Here is a 23,706-nt window from a genome sequence, read left to right as displayed (position 1 = left end):
CCGGTTAGGAAGGAGGACTGATTTATTTCTAGAACCTATTAATATGGGAGTATCACAGCAAACGTATGGAAGGAGGAAAACGTAACGGGCTATTCAATCCAACAACGAAGACAGGAAGTGATATGGGACATTGGACTCTCATCGAATACTCGGAGATTTTTTCAGGAAGACGTGGCCGTTTTATGTATTGTCGATTTGCTGCCATTTGGTAGCCAACATCATTCACGTGAATTTCCCAAGGGTGCTGGGCCATTTTACGGATGAACTGAAGGATGGTTTATTGTCTGTCGATGGCATCGTACGCTACAGCTGGACGCTGCTGGGAATCGGCGTCGGCTTTGCCGTCATCGGCGGCATTGGCCAGTTTCTGGTGATGTACACGGGACGGTATTTCGAATTTATGAACCGGCGCCGATTGTTTGTCCACTTTACGGGGCTCAGTGAGCGATTTTATTCCAAGAATGGCGTTGGCAAGCTGCTAAGTTATTTCATGAATGACGTGACGACAGTAAGGGAAGCGATCTCAATGGGGATCAATCAGACGGCAAACTCCTCCATCCTGCTGGTCTCCACGATCGTCATGCTGCTGATCACGAACGTACCGCTGTATCTGGTGGCTGCGAGCATCGCGCCTTTGCTGCTGATTCCGGTTATTGTCGTATGGCTCGGACCGATTATCAGAAGAAGGTCGCTGCAGGTACAGGAAGCGCTGGGTGTGATGACGGAATCGGCCGAGGAGCAGTTTGGCGGGATCCGTGTCACCAAGAAGTTCGCGGTGGAAGACACGATGAAGCGGCGTTTTGGGACGACGGTGGACCGCATCCGGGACAAGCAGCTGCGGCTGGTACGCGTATCATCGCTCTTTCAATCGATCATTCCGTTCCTGGGCGCCACCTCACTCATTATCGCCCTCTTATTCGGCGGTTATCTGACCATTCTGGGACGGATTACGGTCGGAAACTTTGTCGCATTGACGCTTTACATTCGCATGCTGATGAATCCGCTGCAGCAGATCGGCAATGTCATTAATGTCGTTCAGCGCGCGAGAGCTTCGCTTGACCGATTGAACGACCTGCTTGGCAAGCAGGCCGACATTAAGGAACTGCCTGGCGCCAAGGAGCTGAATCAGGAGATGCCAGGCATTGAAGTGCGTGATTTGTCCTTTTCCTACGACGGTGTGGATGGTCAAGAGGAGGGGGCGAGACAGGTTCTGCGCGGCATTCAACTGGATGTTCCGCCTGGATCGACGCTGGGCATCATTGGCCGAACGGGAAGCGGCAAGACTACGCTGATGAAGCTGCTGCTGCGTACCTACGATCCGCCTCCAGGAAAAGTGCTGATCGGGGACGTGGATATTCGGAAGCTTACATTAAAAAGCTTGCGCGAAGGGATCGCCTATGTTCCTCAGGACGGCTTCCTGTTCAGCTCGACCATCCGCGAGAATATTGCCTTCTATAAACGGGACACGGAGTCGGCTGTCGTTGAGGAAGCAGCGCGAAAAGCACGGGTGTATGACAACATCGCGGAGTTTCCGGATAAGTTCGAAACCCGCCTCGGGGAGCGCGGCATTACGCTTTCCGGAGGACAGCGCCAGCGGACAAGCCTTGCACGGGGAATGATCAAGGATGCACCTATCCTCATTCTGGATGATAGCGTAAGCGCCGTCGACGCGGTGACGGAGACGGAAATCATGGAGACGATTCGGGATATCCGCACTGGGAAGACTACGATCATTATTGCTCACCGGATCAGCGCACTGAAACATGCCGATGAGATCATCGTCCTGGATCAGGGAGAGATTGTTCAGCAGGGTACGCATGAAGAACTGCTGTCGAAGGACGGACTGTACCGGACGCTGCATGACATTCAGGAAGAGGGGATGAAGCATCATGGCACAGGCCATTAACAATTGGCAGCTGGACCAGAAGGCGGATTTGAATGCCCCTCAGTCCAAGCCCAAGTATATATCCACATTCCGTGCTTTATCGGGTTATATGAAGGAATACCGGCTGATTTTTGCCGGGTTTATCGGCTGCACCTTGATTGCCATATCGGCAGAGCTGCTGCAGCCGTACCTGATGAAAATCGCAATCGATGATAATCTGATGGTCGGCAAGAACGATTTTCGGGGCCTGATGCTTATATGCGGTATCTATTTTTTGTTATCGCTGCTCAGCATGGTGTTCACCTATTTGCAAAATAATTTGCTGCAAAGGGCGGGGCAGAGCATTGTAGCGAGCATTCGCAAACGGCTGTTTGCCCATATATCCAAGCTGTCGATGTCTTATTTCGATAAAGTGCCGAGCGGAAGCTTGATTACGCATGTGTCCAGTGATACCGAAGCGATCAATCAGTTTTTTAACCAGGTGCTGCTCAGCCTGTTCCGCGACGGCTTCACCTTGATCTTCATTCTCGTCTTGATGTTCCAACTCGATGTCACGCTGACCTTATACTGCTTGATCCTGCTGCCGATCATTGCGGGGATCGCCATTGCGTTTCGGCGTTATATGCGCCATACCTATCAGATGGCCAGAACGCGGTTATCCCGGCTGGTGGCCTTTGTGGCCGAGAATCTCTCGGGGATGAACCTGATTCAAGTTTTCCATCAGCAGAAGGAGCAGGAGAAGCAGTTCGAGGAACGGAACGGCTCTTACTTCAAGGCCAATATTCGGGAGATCCGGACGAATGTGCTGTTTAACCGCTCCTACGAAATATTGAACAACTTGGCGATTGCGTTCGTGACATGGCTCGGCGGACAAGCCGTCCTAGGGACGACGCTGGAGTTCGGCGTGCTGTATGCCTTCATAACGTATATCCGTTTATTCTTCCAGCCGATCAACACGATCACCCAGCAGTGGAATACGCTGCAATCGGCGACGGTGGCGATTAACCGGATATGGGGTCTCTTGGCGATTCAGCCTGAGGTTACCGATCAACGCAAGCCGGTGACCATTGAGAAAGCAAAAGTTAAGGGACGCGTTGACTTTGACCGGATCACGTTCGGTTACGAAGGCGGGGCGCCGGTCATTCAGGACCTGGATCTCCATATCAACCCCGGAGAGATGATCGGGATCGTCGGTACCACCGGCGCGGGAAAAAGCTCGCTTATCAGTCTCCTGTGCCGTTTCTATGATGTGAACGAAGGAAGCATTCGGATTGATGGAATCGACATTAGGGAGCTGGCACAGCCCGATCTGCACCGGATGGTAGGCCTTGTTCAGCAGGAGCCGTATCTCTACTCCGGGACGGTGCTGGACAATGTACGGTTGTTCGACGAGACCATCTCGAGGGAACGGGTGATCGAGGCTTGCCGCTTTATCGGTGCGGATTCGATCATCATGAGGATGAAGGAAGGCTATGACACCCGATTGTCGGAGCGGGGCAGCGGCTTGTCCGCCGGCGAGCGGCAGCTGATCTCCTTCGCCCGGATCATCGTGTTCCAGCCCAAGATTCTCATTCTTGACGAAGCGACGGCCAATCTGGACTCGCACACGGAGCAGCTGATCCAGAACGCGCTGCAGCTCGTGGCCGAGGGGCGAACGACCCTTGTCATTGCCCATCGCCTATCTACCATCATGGGGACGGACCGGATTTTGGTCATGAGCAGAGGCCGGATCGTGGAGCAAGGCACGCATCAGGAACTGCTGGACTCCCATGGGTATTATGAAGAGCTGTATCTTCACTCCCAAGGACAGAAGCAGGAGCATGAGGCTGCCGGTTCATTGTATCGTACAAGGTAACAGCATTAATTTTTTGCCAGAGGACGGAGCTTTCATTAGCTCTGTCCTCTTTTTTATGAGAGGCCGATCATGGAAGAAGTATTTATAAGGCGCTTGTCAACAAGTCAATGAAGTTCAGAGCCGTTCTGGAGACGTGATGATCTTTCAGCCAGATCAAGGCTGTGGAAGCCGCAGCCGGGGTGTCCTTGATTTTGAAAGCATGAACAGATGCAGGCAAGTGCTGCTTGACCAGCGTTTCGGGAACGATCGCCACGCCAAAACCCGAAGCGACCAAACGCAGCAACAGCGAAATGTCGGAGCATTCGGCTGCGATGTTCGGCTGGAGTTTCTGTTCCGAGAAAGCCATCTGGATCGTATAATACACGCCCAACCCTTCCGTGCTTGGCAGAATGAGCGGATACTGCGCAATATGAGGGAGTGTTATCTCCTGTTCGATGGATGGCTCTGAGGTGAGCATATAAAAAGGCTCTGTCTGCAGATGGAGGATCGAGAAATCATCCAATTCGAGCGGCAGGCGGACGATCGCTAATTCGAGCGAGCGGTTTCTCACAAGCTCACAGAGCTGATACGACTCGTTCTGCTGAATTTTATATGAAACTTGGGGATATCTTGCTTTGAACTCATGCAGCCATGACGGCAGTTCAACCGAAGATAATGTATTGATGCCAAGACTCAGTGTTCCCTTATCGCCGTTCCCGACCTCTTTAACCTCGGCTTTGGCCTCTTCCATGAGCTGGGTCATCTGGAGCGCATATTTATACAGCGCTTTACCCGATTCGGTGATTTCCAGCCGCTTTCCTCTACGATATACCAAGACGGACCCGAGCTCTTCCTCCATCGCTTTCAGCTGCTGACTGAGAGGCGGCTGTGATATATGAAGCCGGTTGGCGGCAAGCGAGATCGTACCTTCCTCAACGATGGCAATAAAATACCGGAGCTGTCTGATGTCCATAGGTTGATGCAACCCTCCTTGTATATGAAAAACCTTAGTGAATTCAATTTTTTAAGTATTTTTCATATGGTTCTGTCTCATGTTAGCATACCAATATACACGATAGAAAGAGGAGGGAGCATCGAGTGCTGCGTTTATCAGCGGTTCTATTGATCCTTTTCCTGTCGGCCTGTCAACCTAATCTGGAGAAAGAAGAGGTGCAGAATATGGATCGTGAACTCATTGAATATGCGAAGCAAGGCAATACGGAGCAAGTACGCCAGCTTCTTCAATCCGGCGCAAACATCAATGCGACGGATGAGCAGGGAAGAACAGCGGTAATGGCTGCAACCTACCACAATCATGTCGGAACGGTAGAGGCTTTGATCCAGGCTGGCGCTGATATCAATATTCGAGATAAGCAACTGAATAATGTATTTTTGTATGCCGGTGCAGAAGGAATGGTGGAAATTTTGCGGTTGGCGATCGAAGCCGATGCGAATGTGACGTTGACCAATCGTTTTGGCGGGACGGCTCTCATACCGGCCTCCGACCGCGGACATGTGGAGATTGTTCAAGAGCTGCTGACCCGGACCGACATCGATGTGAACCATATTAATAACTTGAACTGGACCGCGCTGCTCGAGGCTGTCATTCTCGGTGACGGCAGTGAGAATTATCAGCGCATCGTGAAGCTGCTGCTGGAGCATGGGGCGGACGCTGGGCTTCCCGACGGGAATGGCGTAACTCCCCTGCAGCATGCCAGGGAGCGGGGATACCAAAAAATCGAACACATCTTATTGGGCGCTGTAAACGAAGAGCGAGGCAAATAGAAGGCAGGTATAAACGAGAAGGGGATGAACACTATGATTGAACAGAGTAATGCGTATTGGCTGCTGCATGTCCGTCTGGAGACGGGTTACCGCTACGAGGATGACGTCGTGATCGGAACCGAAACGGGACTTTTTCATGTGAAAATAGAGAATGGGGCTTTCTCCGAGATCCGCCCTGCGGATGCTTTGCCTGACACGTTATTGCCGACACGGGACATGAACGGTGATCTGATGCTCCCATCCTTTAGAGATATGCATATCCACCTGGACAAAACCTATTATGGTGGCCCATGGAAGGCACCGAGCCGTCCGGCTAACGGAATCTTCAGCCGAATCGAGGAGGAAGAGAGGCTGCTTCCCGAGCTTCTTCCTACCGCCAAGGAAAGAGCGGAGGGACTGCTGGATCTGTTGCTGCGTTACGGGTCTACCCATATTCGCTCCCATTGCAATGTGGATCCTGTTGTCGGCTTGAGAAATTTGGAGGCCACCTTGCAGGCGGTTGAAGGATACAGGGAAAAAGCTTTTGTTGAGATTGTAGCATTTCCTCAGCACGGCTTGCTTCGCAGCCAGTCCGTCTCTCTGGTCAGGAATGCGCTCCGGAACGGCGCAGCGCTGGTTGGGGGCTTGGATCCCACAACGGTGGATGAGAACATGGAGAAATCACTGAACACCGTGATGGAGCTGGCTGTTGAAGCCAACGCCGGCATTGACCTGCACCTGCATGAGTCGTCACATGTCGGGCTGAACACCTTTAAGCGCGTGGCTGACCTTACGGAAGAGGCGGGTTGGAATGGGAGAGTCACGCTCAGCCATGCGCTGGCCTTCGCGGACGTCTCACCAAGCGAAGTGGATGAGGTGGCGATTCGGTTGGCGGATCTGGGGATTTCGGTCACCTCTTCCGGACCGCTTGGACGAACCATTCCGATTCCGCAGCTGCACCGCCGCGGCGTAGACATCTCGCTTGGGCAAGACAGTATAATGGACCATTGGTCCCCGTTCGGCAAAGGGGATAATCTGGACAAAGCGGGCACGCTGGCCGAACGCTTCCATATGTCCGATGAGCGTTCGCTCGGACAGGCTCTCGGGTTTATTACGGGAGGAGTGACGCCGTTAGACCAGAACGGCCGCTATGCCTGGCCTAACGTCGGGGATGCGGCAGACGCGGTGATTGTAGAAGCCAGCTGCTCCGCAGAAGCCGTTGCCAGACGGTCACGCCGCCGGGCCGTGTTGTTCAAGGGAAAACCGGTTTACGAATCATGATAAAGAAACAGCCGCTGCATGCCGGACTTTTCCGGTGTGCAGCGGCTGTTGTTGGTTATGGGGTTTACAGATGCTCCGTATCATCATGAGGATAATCCTTTACGCTGCCTGAAGGTCAAGTCTCTATTGAGAAACACTTTTGACAACGAACCGGTCTCCTGCCCTGTTCGGATTGGAAGGCATGGAAGTAACGCTTAAATTCTGAAGCATAATGCCTCCGTCATCGGCTGTGAGTTTTGGACTTTTCCCATTGACGCGGCAGCAGGAGAAGGCGACAGGGGATAATCGTGCCATTGTTGCAAGTGCCCCATTGACCTGCGGCGCTTCGACGATCCATTCCGCCGAGGTCTGTGGACCATTGTACCGTTGTAGTGTTCGAAAGATCCAATTTCGTGATACGTTTCGAAGGCAGATTAACCAGTTAGAACCGCTGCGCTTGCTGATGCTGGCATGCATCCGGTCACCCGGCTGAATCGGCAGCGGAATGATCGTAGCCGAGGCGGGGAGAATCTCCCACCATGCATAATAGTAAGCCTTACCGTCTATGAATTCATGACCCGTTCCGGTCTGTATCAGATTGCTGTTGCCGAAGCCGTCTATTCCGATCCATGCAGACGAATAGGTCGCCGCACGGCTTGGACGAACAAACGGTACGTTCCATTTGGCGGAAATCCGTTTGTAAGTCCCTTTTTTTCCAGTGATGCTGTATCCGCTCCAATTGCTTGAAATCCATCCGATGTTACGTCGCGGCTTGGCTGAAGTGTCAAGTTGGCATGCGTGATTCCACTTATCTATCGTGAGAATCCCCATATCTCCACCGCCTTTACTAGATTGATAGTATATCTAATGAAGAATCGGTAGAGTTGGTATGGGTTTTCTGTTAGAAAGTTTGAACATGCAGCTCTTAAATCTCATTTTCTGGTACATCCAGCTTTAAGAGTTTCTAGTGCGGAGGAGTTAATCGCAATTGATGGAGATTCGTGAAAAAACTTCTGTTTTTGTTATGATGGAGACAGCAGCATGTGATGAAGGTACAGGTTTGAGGTAACGCCATGCTATGAACTAGACGAGGTGATCTTGTATATGAGAAGAAGGATGACATACTTAATTCTCCTGCTTGCAATAAGCGCCGTAGCTGCAGGTTGCTCATCGACCGAAGGGGATATGGACGGGTTATCGAATGGGGAAAAAGGGAATGAATCCACCGAAAATGCAAGCTTCGAAAAACGAACAACTCAAGCTCGTGTCGATACCTACTTCACCCGAGAAGAGGATCATCCGGAGGAAGCGATGATACGGCTTATCGAGGAAGCGCAGTCCACGCTCGATATCGCGATTTACAGCATCAATTACGAGCCGATCGTTGATGCCGTGATCGATGCAGCGAAACGAGGCGTGCACGTACGACTCATTACCGACGCCACCCACGCCGAAGAAAAAGGGAAGCAGGCTAAAGCATTGGAGAACATCCGCAGCGCAGGGATACCGGTGAAGGTGAATGCGCATAATGGCAAAATGCATCTGAAAATGATGATCGCCGACGGAACAAAGGTAGAAGTGGGTTCATTCAATTACCTTCAATCGGCCGTGGAAGAGAACGACGATGTTGCGGTGATCATTCAGGATGAAGCGACAGGCGCAAGTTTTGAATCGGCATTTAATAACATGTGGAACGATGGGGAGGCATTCAAGGATTATGGATTATAGCCGCCCCATTCCCGTGATCCCGTCTTAAGGGAGATGCCGTAAGGCAAAAACAAACAGGATCATCGCCCCTAAAGAAGTGATGGTTCGTACATGATTCCAGGGCACCCAGCGTCTCAGGTAGTTATTCCATACCTCGCATCCGGCACCGCTTCCTGGGTCAACAGCGGCCAGTGCGTCGTTTAGCGGGACGTTGAACGCCATCGTTACGATGAATCCCGCTAAATAAAGCAGGCTGGCGGCAAGCAAGTACAACGAGCCGGGTTCCCCCCAGCGCATGATGGATAAGACAGCAAGCACGATACTGGTTAATGCAGTACCTGTAAACAATGTGCCGAACAAAGGATTGAGAATAGTTGCATTGATGGACTGCATGGCATGAATCCCCTGTTCATTGGGAATCCGGGCTAGCGCTGTCATTATAAAAGACGAGAAAGCGAAGAACAGCCCGGCTATGAGTCCCGATCCTGTTACCGAGAATAAAGCCAACAAAAAAATCAAGCGGTCACTCATGGATGGTATACCTCCAATGTCATAGGTTATTACTGGTATGGTTCCAGTCCTGCATGTTCATTTAATTGTTTGTACATACAAATATAATTTGATTTCCAGCAAAAGTAAAGACCTAAATAGGCAGGAACTTAATATCAATCAATAGACTCAGATTTATATGATGAGAAAATGCAGAAGGAATGGCTGCTATAAGTCGCTTTCATATAGAGCGGCCTATTTGTCACGAAAAAAAGTTCAGAATATCCCCACTATTTTCAAAATAGAGTTATATATACGCTCTCGTAAGCGTATACAAAATTTGGATAATATATCAAATTGCTGCAGCCAAAAGGAGGGATTCGTATGAAGTCAGGCAAGAGGGGTTTTTGGCTAGTAACGACGGCTTTATTAAGCGTTTCTTTGTTATTCGGTTGTACCGGAGGTAAGGGAACCCCAGCCGATACCGGTGAACCAGAGCCGGGAAAGGATGGAGAGACAGCCAAGAAAATCATTACCGTGACGTTTCGGGATGACGGAATCGGCGAGAACGGAGCGTTCTATAAATGGCTCAAGGAAGTTTCGGCTAGCTACCCCGACAAAAGCGTAGAGATTAAGCCGACACCGATTCAGGCATCGGAAGGCGATTATTTTGCCAAGGTGGCCTTGGCGCTCAAGTCCAAAGATACGGCGCCGGATATTGTGACAGAGGATACCTTTATCCTGAACTCTGATGCAAGCGCAGGCTATCTGGAACCGCTTGACGATAAATTGGCGGCATGGGAAGACTGGGGTAACGGTTCATTCATTGAAGCGATGAAGAAGGGGGTCACCGCCAGCGATGGCAAGGTGTACGGCGTACTGTACAATACGGATTCCAGGGGCCTCTGGTACAACAAGGACATTTTCAAACAAGCGGGTCTTCCGGAGGATTGGCAGCCTAAGAATTGGGAGGAGGTCTTAAGCGCTGCACGAACGATCAAGGAGAAGGCACCTGACGTTGTACCAATCTGGATGAACATGGGCAAGGCTACAGGCGAAGCAACCTCCATGCAAACCTATGAAATGCTGCTCTACGGAACAGGCGAAAGACTGTATGACGATGCCAGCGGCAAATGGATTACGAAAAGCCAGGGTATTCTCGATGCGCTGACTTTTGTGGAGACGGTCAATAAAGAGAAACTCGGACCACCGCTCTCCAAAGTATTGAATGGTCAGGCAGGCAACACGGCTTCCCGCGAATACCTGCCGCAGGGCAAGCTGGCGATTTCGCTGGATGGATCCTGGATCACGGGCAACTATATGGAATCAGGCGCGGCGCCATGGCCTGAATACCAAGATGTGCTCGGCTTCGCGCCGATGCCGACCAGCCAAGGGCAGGGCCCTGGGTCGATTACGCTAGCCGGAGGGTGGGCGCTGTCGATTCCAAGCAACTCCAAGAACAAAGACGAGGCTTGGGAATTTATCAAATATGCGCTAAACAAGGATAATACGCAGAAGCTTGTCATGTCCTCAGGGAATATCACGGTACGTGCCGATGTTGCCAAGGATCCGGAATATACGAAAATGCCGTTTAACGAAATCGCGACCGAATACCTGGAGAATGCAGAGTTCAGACCGGCGCAGGAGAAGTATCCGGAAGTGTCGACACAGATTCAGACGATGGTGGAGTCCGTGGCAACGGGAACATCGCCTGCGGATGCCATGAATAAATATGCGCAGGACGTCACCCGCATTGTCGGAGCGGATCATATCTTGGAGAAATAAGCAGCTATACGCACAAAATTAGCTTGCTCAAGCGCTCCATTCATCGCGGAGACTTGGGCAAGCGGTTTTTTAGATCATCTGCATGGAAGGAGAAGACACATGAGCAGTCTGTCCGTGGACGTTTACCCGAAACGAAGAAAAACGTATACCTGGCTCTTTTTTTTGCTTCCTTCAATCGCGATTATGCTCGTGTTTTTTATATATCCGATTCTGTTAACGTTCTTCTATTCCTTCACCAATCTGGCGTTAACTGGCGAAGCGGCGAGGGAGCTTAAGTTTATCGGCCTTGACAACTATGCCCGGATGTTCCAGGACCCCACGGTTCGAATCAGTATATGGAACACTTTGGTTTTCCTCATCGGCTCGGCGGTGATCGGGCAGCAGGTGCTGGGATTTCTGATCGCCCTGCTGATGAAGCAGAGGAATAAGACTTTTCGGCGAGTGATTGGAACGATTGTGCTTGCGGGTTGGGTGACGCCCGAGATTGTATGCGCTCTTTGCTTGTACAGCTTCTTCGGGGATGAGGGCACGCTGAATGCGATTATCACTTTTTTTGGATTTTCGGAAGTGACCTGGCTGTTTACCGTCCCGATGCTGACGATCATTCTTGCGAACATTTGGCACGGTACGGCCTTCTCGATGCTGGTATTTCAAGCCGCGCTGGATGATGTGCCTAACGAAATTGAGGAAGCGGCGGTGGTAGATGGAGCCTCCAAGTGGAAAATCTTCACGCGCATCATTATTCCATACATTAAAAGCACCATTACAACCAACATGATGCTGGTTACGCTGCAGACGCTTGGGGTGTTCGGACTCATCTATGCGATGACCGGGGGCGGTCCGGGCAATTCTACGACGACCCTGCCGATCTTCATGTACAACCAGGCGTTTGTGAACTATCAATTAGGCTATGGAACCGCCATTTCGCTGCTGCTGCTGCTGATCGGGATTGTGTTAAGCCTGCTGTATATCAAGTCGATGAAAGAGTAACCAGAGGTGAGATCATATGAATGCCAAACAACGTAAATTAATCTATCGAATTCTGCCGTACGCTATTCTTACGGGGATCGGCATTTGCTTTGTGCTGCCGCTGCTCTGGGTGCTTGTAGCTTCCGTCGATCCGAATGCGATGCAATCGCTGAAGATGCCCAGCAAGGTTACCGGCGCAAACTATGTAGAGGTGATGACCAGCAGCGAGAACCAGCGCGCTTATCTGATTGGTCTGGTGATGTCGCTTGGCCAAGCCGTATTGGTTGTCCTTCTGGCGCTGCTTGCAGCGTACCCGCTATCCCGTTATCAGATGAAATATAAGAAGCCCTTTATGCTGACCATTCTGTTTATGACATCGCTCCCGATTACGGCTGTTATGGTGCCTGTGTACCAGCTGTTCCTGGGGTTGAAGCTGTATGACAATATTTTGGGTGTCATCTTGTTCTATGTCGCGTCGTCCATGCCGTACGGGATATGGATGATGAAGAATTTCATGGATTCCGTGCCTAGCGATCTGGAGGAAGCCGCCTGGGTGGACGGCGCATCGGTGTTTACGGGAATGCGCAAGGTGGTGGCACCGCTAATGGTTCCCGGTATTTGTACGGTCGCGATATTTACCTTCTCGGGCAGCTGGGGCAATTTCTTCGTTCCGTATATCCTGCTGCAATCGCCCGAGAAGTTCCCGGCTTCCTTGAAGCTCTATCAGTTCTTCGGTCAGTATGGCATGGTCGACTACGGCAGCCTGGCCGCCTTCTCGGTGCTGTATGCCATCCCGGCGATCATCATGTACATTCTATCCCAGCAGTTTATGTCCAAGGGCTTTGGGCTGCAGGGTGGAACGAAGGGATAGGGGGAGCTAACGAATCAGCTGTTGAGTAAATCTTAACAGCTTTTTTTCGCTGGGAATATTTGTTACACTTCAGTTATGTATTTTACATGATGGCGTGTATAACGTAGATGCAGTGATATCTTTAGCATGATGAATGGAGGAGAACAAGTTGGGAGTTAAACGAATTGTCGCGAATGTCGCAACGAAGGATGTCGCCGCAGCGAAGACGTTTTATCAAGATGTGTTGGGTCTGGATATCTTAATGGATCATGGCTGGATCGTCACTTATGGCTCGCAGGAGAGGATGAGTATACAGATCAGCTTTGCTTCCGAGGGAGGCAGCGGCACGCCCGTCCCGGATCTGTCGATCGAAGTGGATGAGATAGAGGCTGTGCTGGAGGAGATGAGGCGGGCAGGCTTTTCCATTGAATATGGACCCGTTGATGAGCCTTGGGGAGTAAGACGTTTTTTTGTCCGCGATCCGTTCGGGAAGCTGGTCAACATTTTGATGCATCTGTCACATGATTGAGTGTACGTTGGTCAAGTCGGTATCCTTGCACTGATGCTTATGTGCTACCCAGTACATAAGGATGAACATATATGATATACTGTTTATAATATAAACAATTATCGACGACATCAGAAGCTAGGATGCAGAAAGGATACACTGTTCATGTCAAAAGATGAGAGTATGGATCCAGATATTGGATCCAAGCTGCCCGGAGGGGCGGCTCTGAGCTGGGGATTGGTAAAGCCGCCGCAGCGGGGACCGAAACGGGAGATGAGCTTGTCGCAGATCGTGCAGACGGCCATCGACATCGCTGATAAGGAAGGGCTTCAAGCGGTATCCATGAATCGGATCGCATCCGCTTTGGGGTTTACTGCCATGTCCCTGTACCGATATATTTCCAGCAAGGATGACCTGTTGATCCTGATGCAGGACGCCGTGTGTGATATTCCGATTCCGCCTGAAGATTCGGCAGACTGGCGGGAGAATATGCGAATCTACGTCAAATCGACGATGCAGGTATTCCGGGACCACCCCTGGTTTGGCGACATACCGATTGCGGGTATCCCCCTTACGCCGAACAATCTGCGATTTATCGACTGGGGCCTGCGCTTCATGCAGGACATGCCGTTAAATGACTATGAGCGGATGTCTTTGATTCTCCTGTTAAGCAATTATTCGAGATCAAGCGGCATGATGCAGCGGGACATGGACCGCGCTCTTCAGGCAGGATCCACCCCAGAACAATTTAACGGACTCGATTACACGGCCGCGCTGAAACAGCTTGTGAAGCCGGATCGGTTTCCGTTCCTGCATCCAGTTGTGATGTCGGGGGTCTATACGGAAGAGAATCAGGAAGAGAACTCTATCGGCAACGACATTGATTTTGGGTTGGAACGCATTCTGGACGGTATTGATCATTACCTTCAGTCCAAGACACAAACCGGACAGTCGGACAAGTAATGATCCTGGTCAAGGTTACAGTTACAGGTCGGGGTTGATAAGAAAGTGCAGTAAGAAAGAGCGATAAGAGAGTGCCGCAGCTGAGCAAAAAACCGATCCTCGCATGAGGATCGGTTTTTTGCTGGTTGATTTGGCCCAAAGCGGGCGTTTTATCAAGCGTATGCATATTTAGCGTCGTCCGGCTTTTCTCTTAAACGTCCACATGCTCCATACCATGGACCCGACAAGGATGAACAGACACCATCCAATTGCCCAGCCGATGTGATCTTGGATAGAACCTCCCGTCAGCAACCCGCGAATGGACTCGATGACCGGCGTGATCGGTTGGTTACTTGCGATCCCCTGCAGCCATATCGGCATCGTCTCGGTAGGAACGAAGGCACTGGAGAGGTAGGGGAGGAAGAGCAGAGCGAATCCATAGCTGCTGGCCGCTGCCGGACTGCCTGCAACGAGGCCGATGGCGGCATAGAGCCAGGTGAAGGCAAAGATGAAGAGTGCGATCAAACCGATGGCGAGAACCCAATCCAGAAGACCGGCTGAAGGCCTGAATCCAACGAGCAGAGCCACTGCGATGACAACACCTGTCGCCAGCATGTTTCGGGCAAGGCTGGCTACCACATGTCCTGTAATGACACTCATGCTTTGAATGGGCATGGTGCGGAAACGGTCAATGATGCCATTGGTCATATCTTGAGAGACATCTACGGCCGTGCTGGATGATCCGAAGCCAGCGCATAGCAGTATGATTCCCGGCACCACGTAGTCTACATACTGTCCGCCGGGATCGAGGGCGCCGCCAAATACATAGGTGAACAGCAGCATCAACATGATCGGCAGCATCATTGCCGTTATCATCGCCTCCGCGTTCCGGATGCTGTGACGTAAGCTGCGACCGATAAAGACGCTCTGGGTGACCGCAAAGGACGTTGTTTTTGTGTTCGAAGCTGTTCCTCTCATCATACGATTTCCTCCAATTTCTTGTCGGTTAGCGACAGGAATACATCATCCATATTTGGTCTATGAAGACTTACGCGCGTCTCATTCGGTAGCAGGCGAGTGAACGCTTGGAGCGTCTGCGCGACGTCCCCGATGCTGCCGCTTGTTGGAATCCTGTGAATCACCTCGTCGTGTTCGTCGCGGAGCTCCAGCACTTCTCCTCCGACACGGGTCTTCAGCTCGGCCGGACTTCCCTCAGCAACGACTCGCCCGCCATCCAGGACCGCGATCCGGTCCGCGAGCTGATCCGCTTCCTCCAAATACTGTGTGGTCAGCAGTATGGTGATACCCTGGCTCTTCAATTGCAGAATGATATTCCACAGGGTACGGCGACTGCGTGTATCCAGTCCCGTGGTCGGTTCATCCAGGAACAGCACGGGCCGCGGCACAACAAGACTGATCGCAAGATCAAGCCTTCTCTTCATCCCGCCCGAATACATCTTCACGCGCTTGGCTGCAGCAGCTGCGAGATCGAATTGTTCGAGCAGTTCGGCGGTTCGCAGGCGTGCTTCCGCTGCGGATAGACCGGACAGCCTGCATATCATCCGCAGGTTCTCTTCCGCGGTCAATACTTCGTCGACGGCGGCAAATTGGCCAGTCAGACTGATGGACCTCTGGATATCCTGCTTGCCCTGGCTGAGATCATACCCGTTGATCCGCACACTGCCTGCATCGGGCGTCACCAAGGTCGAGAGGATGTCGATGAGGGTTGTTTTGCCGGCCCCGTTGGGACCGAGGAGGGCGAACACGTTTCCTGCCGGCACATTCAGGTTGATCCCGTCCAGGACGGTTTGATGTCCAAAGCTTTTGCGCAGTTGGCGAATCTCAACAGCATAGTTACTCATGTAAGGTTCATCTCCTTGGATATAATTGTATATATAATAAACAGTTTAATTTGTAATTAGTATATTGTATAAACAGTTAATATGCAATATGATTTTTTTAAGTTTGGATTTGCTTGATACAAAGGATCACGGTGGGTGTAAAGGGCACTAAAAAGAGCCTGACATGATGTATTAAAACATCATGTCAGGCTCTTTTAAAGAATTTAAGCCAAGGTATGGGCCAGCTTGTCGTTATGAACGCTCCGATTCGTCATGAAGCTCCAATTCAATGACGGTATTGCGTTTGTCAGGGAGCGGAAACGTGAAATGTTCAGGCCGCGCGAAATTCACAAATGCGTCTTCGGTGAATTCCGCTGCGCTCCATGGGCGGCTGAGGAACAATTCGTATCCGTCTGCGAGCAGACGGGCTTTCTTCACCTTGTCGGCCATGCCGATGAGATTGATCGGTCCGATGGACTCCTCAAAGACGTGGGCGTACAGCTTATTGCCTTTTTGGGTGTACCGACCCCAATCCGGCTTCGGATAATCGGCGGCCGCACAGCCATAGATACTGTCGCCGTTCTTGCTCATCCAGTCACCGATTTCCTCGAGCACGTCGAGGCTCTCCTTAGGAATGACACCCCTCGCGTCAGGTCCGACATTCAGCAGCATGTTGCCGTTCTTGCTAACGCATTCCACCAGTTTGCGGATGATCGTGGTTGCCGATTTGTAATTGCGGTCGGCGGCTGCATAGCCCCAATTGTTATTCAGCGTGATGCAGGCTTCCCATGGGATCGGGGCACCTGTCTGATCCACGACGCCGTGCGGCGGAATGATCTGCTCAGGCGAAGCGAAATCTCCGCTGTAAACGGAAGGATCGGTAGTATAGATGCTGCCTCCGCTCTCGCCGCTGCCTTCAAGCCGGTTATCGATGAGAATGTGCGGCTGCAGCTCGCGGATCATCTTCATCAGCTCGGTGGCGCGCCACACTTCGCCGCGCATGTTACCATAGGAGAAGTCAAACCACATAATATCCAGCTTGCCGTAGTCTGTCAGCAGCTCCCGAACCTGCCCGTGCATATAATCCAAGTATCGGTCGAAGTTTTTCGGATCGCGCTTGAAGGCTTCGTTGGCGCGCATCGGGTGAATGCGGTCCCCATACGCTGGATAGTCCTCATGGTACCAATCGATCAGCGAGAAGTAGAGGCCGACTTTAAGACCTTCTTCACGGAAAGCTTCCAGAAACTCCTGCACGAGGTCCCGGCCGGCTTTAGTATTCGTTGATTTATATTCCGTCAGCTTGCTGTCGAACAAACAGAATCCGTCATGGTGCTTGGCCGTTAGCACCGCATATTTCATGCCTGCTTTCTTGGCCGCTTTGGCCCACTCCCGAGGATTATAGTCAACGGGATCAAATTCATCGAAATAGGTCTGATAGTCTTCGATGCTCATCTGTTCCGTGCTTCGGAGCCATTCGCCTCTGGCGGGAATGGAGTAGAGCCCCCAGTGGATGAACATGCCGAAACGGTCGTTCTGGAACCATTGCACACGCTGGTTTCGATCGTGAATGACTTGATTGGTTGGAGTGGTAGTCGTTGTCATGGATTCAAACCTCCGATTCTTGGAATTGTCGAGTTTGATTTTAACAAGAATGTGTTAGTATGAATAGATAATTACTTAACTCTGACGGGTATAATAATAACTTTAGAGGATAATCGATGATGAAGAATGAACGAAATGAACATGAAGCCATTCAGCAGATGCTCCTGAATATGCAGGTTCAGATCTGGGAGGCCGAAAGAACGCAGTGCTGGCCGGAGTGGAAGGAATTCGACTACACCGTGTCTTACAACAAGCTCTATTTTATCCTGGATGGGGAAGGATGGGTGAAGATCGGTGATGAGGAGTTATATCCTGTCCCGGGGCAATTGGTTCTGATGCCGGCACGGACCAGGCAATCCTACTCTGTCATCAGCGGCCGTCCCTATCTTAAATACTGGTCGCACTTCTCGGCGACCGTAGGCGATTCCGATGTGTTTTCCTGGCTGAACGTTCCTTATTGCTATGATTTGTCGGAGAATGCGGAGATTCCGTCATTATTCCAGCAGCTGGTGGATGCGCATCGTACCGGCACCATCGCCGCGCGGTTAAAGGAAAAGTCGGTGATGCTGGACATCCTGTCCCGAGTGTTCGAGCACCAGCACCCGCAGATTCATACGGACAAAATGGAAGATATGGGCAGGCTCCACAAAGTGCAGCAGTACATTAAGAATCACCTGCATGAGGAGATTACGCTGGAGCAGATGGCGGGGACGCTGCATTTGCATCCGAATTATTTTATTAAGTACTTTAAACGGCATTTTGGGATCACGCCGCAGAAATATTTAAGCCTCAAACGAATGGAGCAGGCCAAACTCATGCTGAGAACGACCCCTCTGAGCATCAAAGAAATTGCGGACGCAACTGGCTTTGAATCGGCGAACTATTTCTCGAAGACGTTTCGTAAAGAGGTTGGTTACAGCCCCTCGGAATACCGGAACAATATATAGCAAAAAAAGAGGCTGTCCCTGAATTTCGATTCGGGGACAGCCTCTATTCTTCTGATCAGGTTTACCTAAAAACCTTTACCTCCAAGCGGCTTAAGCCTGAGCGGCTCCGCGCCGGCGATCAGCTGCCGTCCGCGCTGCAGCAGCTCGGACGTATCGGCTCCCTGCAATGAAGCGGCATGCGCGTCTTGGCTGCTCCACAACTCCGTGACCCATACGGCATTCGGATCGCTGTCCGAAACGTTGACGATATAGAGTTCACAGTCTTTGTTAGCGCGAAGCATCGCTGCTGCTTCGAGCAGGATCTCCGCAAGTTCATCCCGTTTGCCGGGATGGGCGATCAACTTTCCGTACATCGCGAATTTCTCCATCGGGTTCACCCTTCCTTTTTTGTCATGTCGCTTAACATGCGTTCGTAATGGAGCGCCATGCTTGTCGTGATTTCTGATAGTTTCAGAACAAGAGAAGCGGGCTCCAGAATGGTTAAAGATTTGCCATAAGGGAGAAGAAAATAGGGAACATAGGACGTCAGCGAAGACGTATCCAGTCGGAAATGAGCTTCTCCATCACAGCGTTTCACAAGCGTATGTCCAAACAACCAATGCTGACTTAATTCATTGAGAACATGCTCGTGGCCTTGGATGACGACATGGACCAGCGGTTCATGGCTGCCTTGATCGGGCAGCAGACTGCCAAGCAGTACATCCTTGGCCGAAAAATCAGCGGGCCGTTCAAATACATGTTCTGTCGGCTCCAGCCCAATGATCCGATCCACGCGGAAATTGCGAATCTCTTGACGCAGATGGCAGAAGCCGGCGGCATACCATTGACCCTTCCAGTGGATGATACCGTAGGGGTCGAAGTTTCGGGTAATGCTGGCGCCTTCCCTGCCCTTCGAATACGTCATTTTCAGGGTTTGCCCGTGCGCCGCGGCACTTTCAAGCGTCTGAAGCAGCGGCCGCAGCCCCTTATGGACAGGAGGCTGCAAAACCGAGACGCCGCCGCTGTGCCGTTCGATCTGAGAAAGCTGCTCTTCGTTCGTATAAAGCTTCAGCTTGTCGATCGCCCGCTGCAGCGCGTCTGTAAACGGATAGCCGCTTTCTTTGGCAAAGATCGAAGCATGCACCAATGCCTTCTGCTCTTCTGCATCAAACATCAGCGGGGATTCCGCAAACTGCCCGAGGATCCGAAAGCCGCCGTTCGGGCCGGAATCAGCGATGATGGGAGCGCCGCTGGCGCATAACGAATCGATGCAGCGGTACACCGTTCGAACATGGATTTCCAGTTCATCGGCGATTTGCTGTGCGGTCATCTTCTTGCCCGAGCGGAGCATCCACAGGATCGACAGCATATTATCCGCTTTGGACATCTAGATGCGCTCCTTCCAGATGGGATGATCCCGAATGTTTGCTTTTAAGTAGATTGTATCTTTTCTACACGAGCGGGTCCATTCCCTTGTCGATCCAGGAATCGTAAGTCGGACCGTAGAGCTCGGGAATCCGCAGGCCGGCTTGTCTCATCAGCACCGTCATCTGTCCGCGGTGATGGGCTTGATGAACCAGGGTAAAATGCAGGAATGCCGCATTTGGCCAAGGCTCTCCGTCGAATTCACGGGTAGCGCGAAGATCCTCCTCGCTCCACTGCGACTTCACGGCATCCAGAAAGGCATGCCGGATCCGGTGGTAACTGTCCTGAATCTCGGCGGCAGAACCCGGGATTTCCTGCTCGCGAGATGGGGCCTCAAATTGCAAACCGAGCATGGTCATGTACTGAATCGACATCACCAAATGCCAAGCCAGCTGACCGAGCGTGCGATGCTGTTCCGTCATGGCGGTTTTGAGCGAATCGTCGGTTAATGCGTCCATGACTTGTTCCGTAATCCGTGCCTCTTTTAACCATTCTGTCGTAAAATCCTCTAAGCTCATGTTCATGTGTAACCCTCGCTTTGGTTTAGGATGTGTGCTGCAAAACGAGTATATAACAGTATTCCTGACAGTTACGGTCAGTGATTATGGAGAGAAGAAGAATTTATTTATTCCAGTGTTTAGCCGGAAATTATCTGCATGGTCTATAGAACCCTCTTCATTTATAATGTATGAGATTTAAAGATCGTGCAGGATATCGAATATAGGGGGTGTGCAGCATGCAGGACGCGATTCGCGAAATCCCGGGGGCAGATAAATGGATGACCGTTCAAACGGTTGACAAGGGCTGGTCGGCAGATCGTAAATACTATGTTCAGGATACGGAAGGCCAGGAGTGGCTCCTTCGATTATCCGACATCTCTCAATATGAGCGAAAGCGGTGGGAGTTTGAAGCGGTAAAAAAGCTGGATCCTATCGAAATGCGAATGTCCCGCCCAATTGATTTTGGCGTATGCCATGATGGCAGGCAAGTATTTTCCCTGTTCACATGGGTTCCGGGAGAAGATGCAAGGGATGCGATTCCTTTGCTGGATTCTGAGGAGCAGTACCGGCTTGGCGTTCAGGCAGGGCAATATTTGAGCGAAATGCATCGCATTCCGGCTGAAAGCGGCTTTGACACATGGGCGGATTATTATAATTCCAAAATGGATAGGTACATCAAATATTATAAGAACTGTGGCATCCAGCTCGCAGGTGCTGAGAACATTATTCGTTTTATGGAGGAGCATCGGTATTTGCTTGATGAGCGGCCCCGTTCTTTTCAGCATGGGGATTATCATGTCGGCAATATGGTGGTTACTCCTGAAGGCGAGCTGGGCATCATCGATTTCAACCGGGCGGATTACGGTGACCCTTGGGAGGAGTTTAATCGGATTACGTGGGATGCCGCGATTAGCCCGTGGTTCGCTTCCGGTCGTATTCACGGATATTTTCAAGGACGTGAGGTACCGGATTCATTTTTCAGATTAATGGCACTTTATATCGCGAGCAATCAGATTTCCTCAATTCATTGGGCGATTCCATTCGGAGAGCAGGAAGTGGAGGTTATGGTGAATCAGGCTCAAGAGGTGCTGAACTGGTATGAGGGGTTCCAGACGCATATGCCCAACTGGTATAAACCGATGCTTAGGTCGTCTTAAACCAACGCTGCTAGGATAGCAATCCAGAAGAATTTTTCGGTGATGCTGCATGATACAATGACATCAAATCCCAAAAGGAGGTTTGTACTCATGTCATCAGCGGATATTCAGTTTGTCGGCGGAAACAATATTGCCCTTAAAATTCCGAAGTACAAGTATGAGGAAACCGTGCATTTTTACAAAGAGGTTTTGCGGCTGCCTTATTTGGGCTTCAAGGATGGTTCACACCTCTTTCAGCACGGCCCGAACAATTTATGGCTGGATTGCATGACTCACTATGCTCAGCAGGATGTCTGGTTAGAGGTCACTACGGATCATCCCGAGACCGCCGCTTCATATTTGAGAGAACATCAGGTGGATCGCAGGGATGAGGTGGAGGTTTACGAGAACTCGCGAGGCTACTGGATATCCGATCCGTGCGGAACGATCATCCGGGTGAATGCAACAAAAGCAATTAAATAGGCGTTCGACTCGGCGTATGTGTTTGCCGTCGACGACACGCATCCTTAAGACGTGAGGTCATGTCCCAAACGCCCAACACTCATCCGGCAAAATTTATGCTCACGCACTAAGCTCCATCAAAACAGGACATAAAAAACCAAGCACTTCCTATCCAAGCCAGATTGTGACAGGGAATGCTTGGTTTATTTATTTCGCTGCGAAATTACGCTACGGCTTCAGAACCACTTTGGTGCAGTCTTCTTCATGATCGCTAAATATCCGATAGGCATCGCTTGCTTGTTCCAGTGGAAGCCGGTGAGATACAATCTCGGTTGGATCGAATTCCCCGGCGGTGATCTTCCTGAACAGCTCCGGCATATAATGGATGACAGGGGCTTGTCCCATGGTAAGGGTAATGTTTCGTTCAAAAATATGGCCCAGCGGGAACATGTTGTACAATGAACCGTACACGCCGGTAAGGTGAACGGTGCCGAATTTGCGAACGGCATCGAAGGCAATATCCATTGCGCTTAACGTTCCGCCTTGGAGCTTCAGCTTTTGACCGATGGCTTCCATGGTTGACTTCTTCCCGTCCATACCAACGCAGTCGATCACAATATCCGTGCCGCCCTTGGTGATCTCGCGGATGTACGCGCCCATATCATCATAGTCTTCAAAATTGTAGATCTCAACGTTGTTCATCTGCTTTGCTTTTTGCAGCCGGTAGGGAAGGCGGTCCACGGCGATTACCCGTTTAGCCCCCTTCATCCAGGCGAATTTCTGGGTCATCAGACCGACCGGTCCACAGCCGAGCACCGTCACGGTATCACCTGGCTTAACGCCGGCATTTTCCACGCTCCAATAGGCAGTAGGCAGAACGTCAGACAAGAAGAGAAGCGCCTCATCCTCCAGTTCGCAAGATTCGGGGATGACAAACGGCATAAAGTTCCCGTACGGCACGCGCAGATATTCAGCCTGCCCGCCAGGGTAGTTGCCGTAGCGTTCGGTGTAACCCAAGTACCCTCCGGCATGGACATCCGGGTTGCCATTGGAATTGTCGCATTGACTCTCCATATCATGATTGCAATAGTAGCAGTGGCCGCAAGAAACATTGAACGGAAGAACGACGCGGTCGCCTTTTTTTACGCGGGTTACGTTAGCACCGATCTCTTCTACGATCCCCATGGGCTCATGGCCGATCACGAAATCTTTAGTCGTGGGCATAGTCCCGAGGTATATATGAAGATCGGAACCGCAAATGGCAGTAGAGGTGATACGGACAATAATATCATCCTGGGTCTGAATGGATGGATCCTGCACGTCTTTGACCTGAATGTCTTTTGCGCCTTGAAATGTGACTGCTCTCATATGTTCCCTCCTCATGCGATGTACATATGTTCTCTTTTTAATACCCGATATGCACTTTTATTAACATCCCCATCGCTATTTATGCATATGCGCTGCTACGCGCAAAAACATAGTTTGTTTGAAGAACAGCCAATGCTAAACATAGTAAAATCACGGTGTTACCCGGGCCCGATGGCAAGCGTGTTAAATGTATACTTTCGGGCTTACCGGACATAGGACGGTGATAACTGCTGGTTCGATAAGTGGATACTTTCGGATTCTACCGGACACAGGATACGTTATTTGATCCGAAAAGAGCTAAACTGAGATTCTAGAGGACATGAGGTACGTTATTTGCATAAAAAGTCCGTCTTTTCGTAGCGAGAAGGTTAAATAACGGACTTGGTGCACCTAGAATAAAAAGTGGACACCTCTTAAACTTGTAGTAATAATAAACCTACTAAGACAAACGAG

Annotated in this window: 23 protein-coding genes; 13 read left to right on the top strand and 10 right to left on the bottom strand. The window is 50.9% G+C overall.

All coding sequences use genetic code 11. The annotated features are described in order from the left end of the window. Window positions 1-130: 130 nt before the first annotated feature. Together CRG97_RS24205 and CRG97_RS24200 are read left to right on the top strand one after the other, a co-directional pair. The gene (locus CRG97_RS24205) at window positions 131-1,906 is read left to right on the top strand and encodes an ABC transporter ATP-binding protein (RefSeq protein WP_098748267.1); all 1,776 of its coding nucleotides are present in this window, start codon (window positions 131-133) and stop codon (window positions 1,904-1,906) included. Then, window positions 1,890-3,740, top strand: a complete 1,851-nt coding sequence (locus CRG97_RS24200) for an ABC transporter ATP-binding protein (protein ID WP_098748266.1) — start codon at window positions 1,890-1,892, stop codon at window positions 3,738-3,740. Before CRG97_RS24205 ends, CRG97_RS24200 begins: the two co-directional genes overlap by 17 nt. 82 nt (window positions 3,741-3,822) lie before the next feature. Here CRG97_RS24200 and CRG97_RS24195 read toward each other — a convergent pair whose 3' ends face one another. Next, window positions 3,823-4,692: a LysR family transcriptional regulator gene (locus tag CRG97_RS24195; RefSeq protein WP_098748265.1), complete on the bottom strand. Its 870-nt coding sequence runs from the start codon at window positions 4,690-4,692 to the stop codon at window positions 3,823-3,825. A 125-nt stretch (window positions 4,693-4,817) separates the two neighbouring features. Here CRG97_RS24195 and CRG97_RS24190 point away from each other — a divergent pair, with 125 nt between their 5' ends. Together CRG97_RS24190 and CRG97_RS24185 are read left to right on the top strand one after the other, a co-directional pair. After that, the gene (locus tag CRG97_RS24190) at window positions 4,818-5,504 is read left to right on the top strand and encodes an ankyrin repeat domain-containing protein (RefSeq protein ID WP_343225209.1); all 687 of its coding nucleotides are present in this window, start codon (window positions 4,818-4,820) and stop codon (window positions 5,502-5,504) included. 33 nt (window positions 5,505-5,537) lie between these two features. Further along, a complete protein-coding gene (locus CRG97_RS24185) occupies window positions 5,538-6,764 on the top strand; it encodes an amidohydrolase (protein ID WP_098748264.1) in 1,227 nt (408 codons plus the stop codon). A gap of 123 nt (window positions 6,765-6,887) precedes the next feature. Here CRG97_RS24185 and CRG97_RS24180 read toward each other — a convergent pair whose 3' ends face one another. Then, entirely contained in the window at window positions 6,888-7,574 is a 687-nt protein-coding gene (locus tag CRG97_RS24180; protein WP_098748263.1) for a G1 family glutamic endopeptidase, read from the bottom strand. Window positions 7,575-7,847: 273 nt separating this feature from the next. Here CRG97_RS24180 and CRG97_RS24175 point away from each other — a divergent pair, with 273 nt between their 5' ends. After that, complete coding sequence (locus tag CRG97_RS24175) at window positions 7,848-8,471, top strand: phospholipase D-like domain-containing protein (protein WP_098748262.1); 624 nt, start codon at window positions 7,848-7,850, stop codon at window positions 8,469-8,471. A gap of 24 nt (window positions 8,472-8,495) precedes the next feature. Here CRG97_RS24175 and CRG97_RS24170 read toward each other — a convergent pair whose 3' ends face one another. After that, a complete protein-coding gene (locus CRG97_RS24170) occupies window positions 8,496-8,981 on the bottom strand; it encodes an anthrone oxygenase family protein (RefSeq protein ID WP_098748261.1) in 486 nt (161 codons plus the stop codon). Between the two features lie 342 nt (window positions 8,982-9,323). On the opposite strand from CRG97_RS24170, the gene CRG97_RS24165 reads away from it, so the two are divergent. The 5 genes from CRG97_RS24165 to CRG97_RS24145 all read left to right on the top strand — a co-directional run bounded on the left by CRG97_RS24165 (window position 9,324) and on the right by CRG97_RS24145 (window position 14,014). Next, window positions 9,324-10,724 carry an ABC transporter substrate-binding protein gene (locus CRG97_RS24165; protein WP_098748260.1) on the top strand — a complete coding sequence of 467 codons (1,401 nt, stop codon included), beginning with the start codon at window positions 9,324-9,326 and terminating at the stop codon, window positions 10,722-10,724. 99 nt (window positions 10,725-10,823) lie between these two features. After that, the gene (locus tag CRG97_RS24160) at window positions 10,824-11,714 is read left to right on the top strand and encodes a carbohydrate ABC transporter permease (RefSeq protein WP_098748259.1); all 891 of its coding nucleotides are present in this window, start codon (window positions 10,824-10,826) and stop codon (window positions 11,712-11,714) included. Window positions 11,715-11,730: 16 nt separating this feature from the next. Further along, window positions 11,731-12,564 carry a carbohydrate ABC transporter permease gene (locus CRG97_RS24155; protein ID WP_098748258.1) on the top strand — a complete coding sequence of 278 codons (834 nt, stop codon included), beginning with the start codon at window positions 11,731-11,733 and terminating at the stop codon, window positions 12,562-12,564. 148 nt (window positions 12,565-12,712) lie between these two features. Further along, entirely contained in the window at window positions 12,713-13,072 is a 360-nt protein-coding gene (locus tag CRG97_RS24150; RefSeq protein WP_098748257.1) for a VOC family protein, read from the top strand. A gap of 144 nt (window positions 13,073-13,216) precedes the next feature. Next, window positions 13,217-14,014: a TetR/AcrR family transcriptional regulator gene (locus tag CRG97_RS24145; RefSeq protein WP_098748256.1), complete on the top strand. Its 798-nt coding sequence runs from the start codon at window positions 13,217-13,219 to the stop codon at window positions 14,012-14,014. 168 nt (window positions 14,015-14,182) lie between these two features. Here CRG97_RS24145 and CRG97_RS24140 read toward each other — a convergent pair whose 3' ends face one another. The 3 genes from CRG97_RS24140 to CRG97_RS24130 all read right to left on the bottom strand — a co-directional run bounded on the left by CRG97_RS24140 (window position 14,183) and on the right by CRG97_RS24130 (window position 17,436). After that, a complete protein-coding gene (locus tag CRG97_RS24140) occupies window positions 14,183-14,974 on the bottom strand; it encodes an ABC transporter permease (protein ID WP_098748255.1) in 792 nt (263 codons plus the stop codon). Continuing rightward, window positions 14,971-15,855, bottom strand: a complete 885-nt coding sequence (locus CRG97_RS24135) for an ATP-binding cassette domain-containing protein (RefSeq protein WP_098748254.1) — start codon at window positions 15,853-15,855, stop codon at window positions 14,971-14,973. The genes CRG97_RS24140 and CRG97_RS24135 overlap by 4 nt, the downstream gene beginning before the upstream one ends. A 231-nt stretch (window positions 15,856-16,086) precedes the next feature. Beyond that, window positions 16,087-17,436 carry an alpha-L-fucosidase gene (locus CRG97_RS24130; protein WP_098748253.1) on the bottom strand — a complete coding sequence of 450 codons (1,350 nt, stop codon included), beginning with the start codon at window positions 17,434-17,436 and terminating at the stop codon, window positions 16,087-16,089. 116 nt (window positions 17,437-17,552) lie between these two features. On the opposite strand from CRG97_RS24130, the gene CRG97_RS24125 reads away from it, so the two are divergent. Further along, on the top strand, window positions 17,553-18,383 hold the full coding sequence (locus CRG97_RS24125; protein WP_237566568.1) for an AraC family transcriptional regulator: 831 nt from the start codon (window positions 17,553-17,555) through the stop codon (window positions 18,381-18,383). 65 nt (window positions 18,384-18,448) lie between these two features. On the opposite strand, the gene CRG97_RS24120 is transcribed toward CRG97_RS24125, so the two are convergent. The 3 genes from CRG97_RS24120 to CRG97_RS24110 form a co-directional block, all read right to left on the bottom strand. Next, on the bottom strand, window positions 18,449-18,751 hold the full coding sequence (locus tag CRG97_RS24120; RefSeq protein WP_098748252.1) for a putative quinol monooxygenase: 303 nt from the start codon (window positions 18,749-18,751) through the stop codon (window positions 18,449-18,451). A gap of 5 nt (window positions 18,752-18,756) precedes the next feature. Continuing rightward, the gene (locus CRG97_RS24115; RefSeq protein WP_098748251.1) at window positions 18,757-19,749 is read right to left on the bottom strand and encodes a helix-turn-helix transcriptional regulator; all 993 of its coding nucleotides are present in this window, start codon (window positions 19,747-19,749) and stop codon (window positions 18,757-18,759) included. A 64-nt stretch (window positions 19,750-19,813) separates the two neighbouring features. Beyond that, window positions 19,814-20,311 carry a DinB family protein gene (locus CRG97_RS24110; protein WP_098748250.1) on the bottom strand — a complete coding sequence of 166 codons (498 nt, stop codon included), beginning with the start codon at window positions 20,309-20,311 and terminating at the stop codon, window positions 19,814-19,816. Window positions 20,312-20,523: 212 nt separating this feature from the next. Here CRG97_RS24110 and CRG97_RS24105 point away from each other — a divergent pair, with 212 nt between their 5' ends. Next, window positions 20,524-21,444 (top strand): aminoglycoside phosphotransferase family protein, encoded by a 921-nt coding sequence (locus CRG97_RS24105; RefSeq protein WP_098748249.1) that lies wholly within the window; start codon window positions 20,524-20,526, stop codon window positions 21,442-21,444. Between the two features lie 90 nt (window positions 21,445-21,534). Beyond that, on the top strand, window positions 21,535-21,906 hold the full coding sequence (locus tag CRG97_RS24100; protein WP_098748248.1) for a hypothetical protein: 372 nt from the start codon (window positions 21,535-21,537) through the stop codon (window positions 21,904-21,906). A 207-nt stretch (window positions 21,907-22,113) separates the two neighbouring features. Here the strand turns inward: CRG97_RS24100 and CRG97_RS24095 are convergent, their stop codons facing one another. Next, a complete protein-coding gene (locus CRG97_RS24095; protein WP_098748247.1) occupies window positions 22,114-23,253 on the bottom strand; it encodes a zinc-dependent alcohol dehydrogenase in 1,140 nt (379 codons plus the stop codon). Between the last annotated feature and the right edge of the window lie 453 nt (window positions 23,254-23,706).

Source organism: Paenibacillus sp. EZ-K15 (genome assembly GCF_002573715.1).
In the GTDB taxonomy this organism is placed as follows: Bacteria; Bacillota; Bacilli; order Paenibacillales; family Paenibacillaceae; genus Paenibacillus_AQ.
Note: the sequence above shows the minus strand (reverse complement) of the source record. Positions and strands in the feature narration are given on the sequence as shown.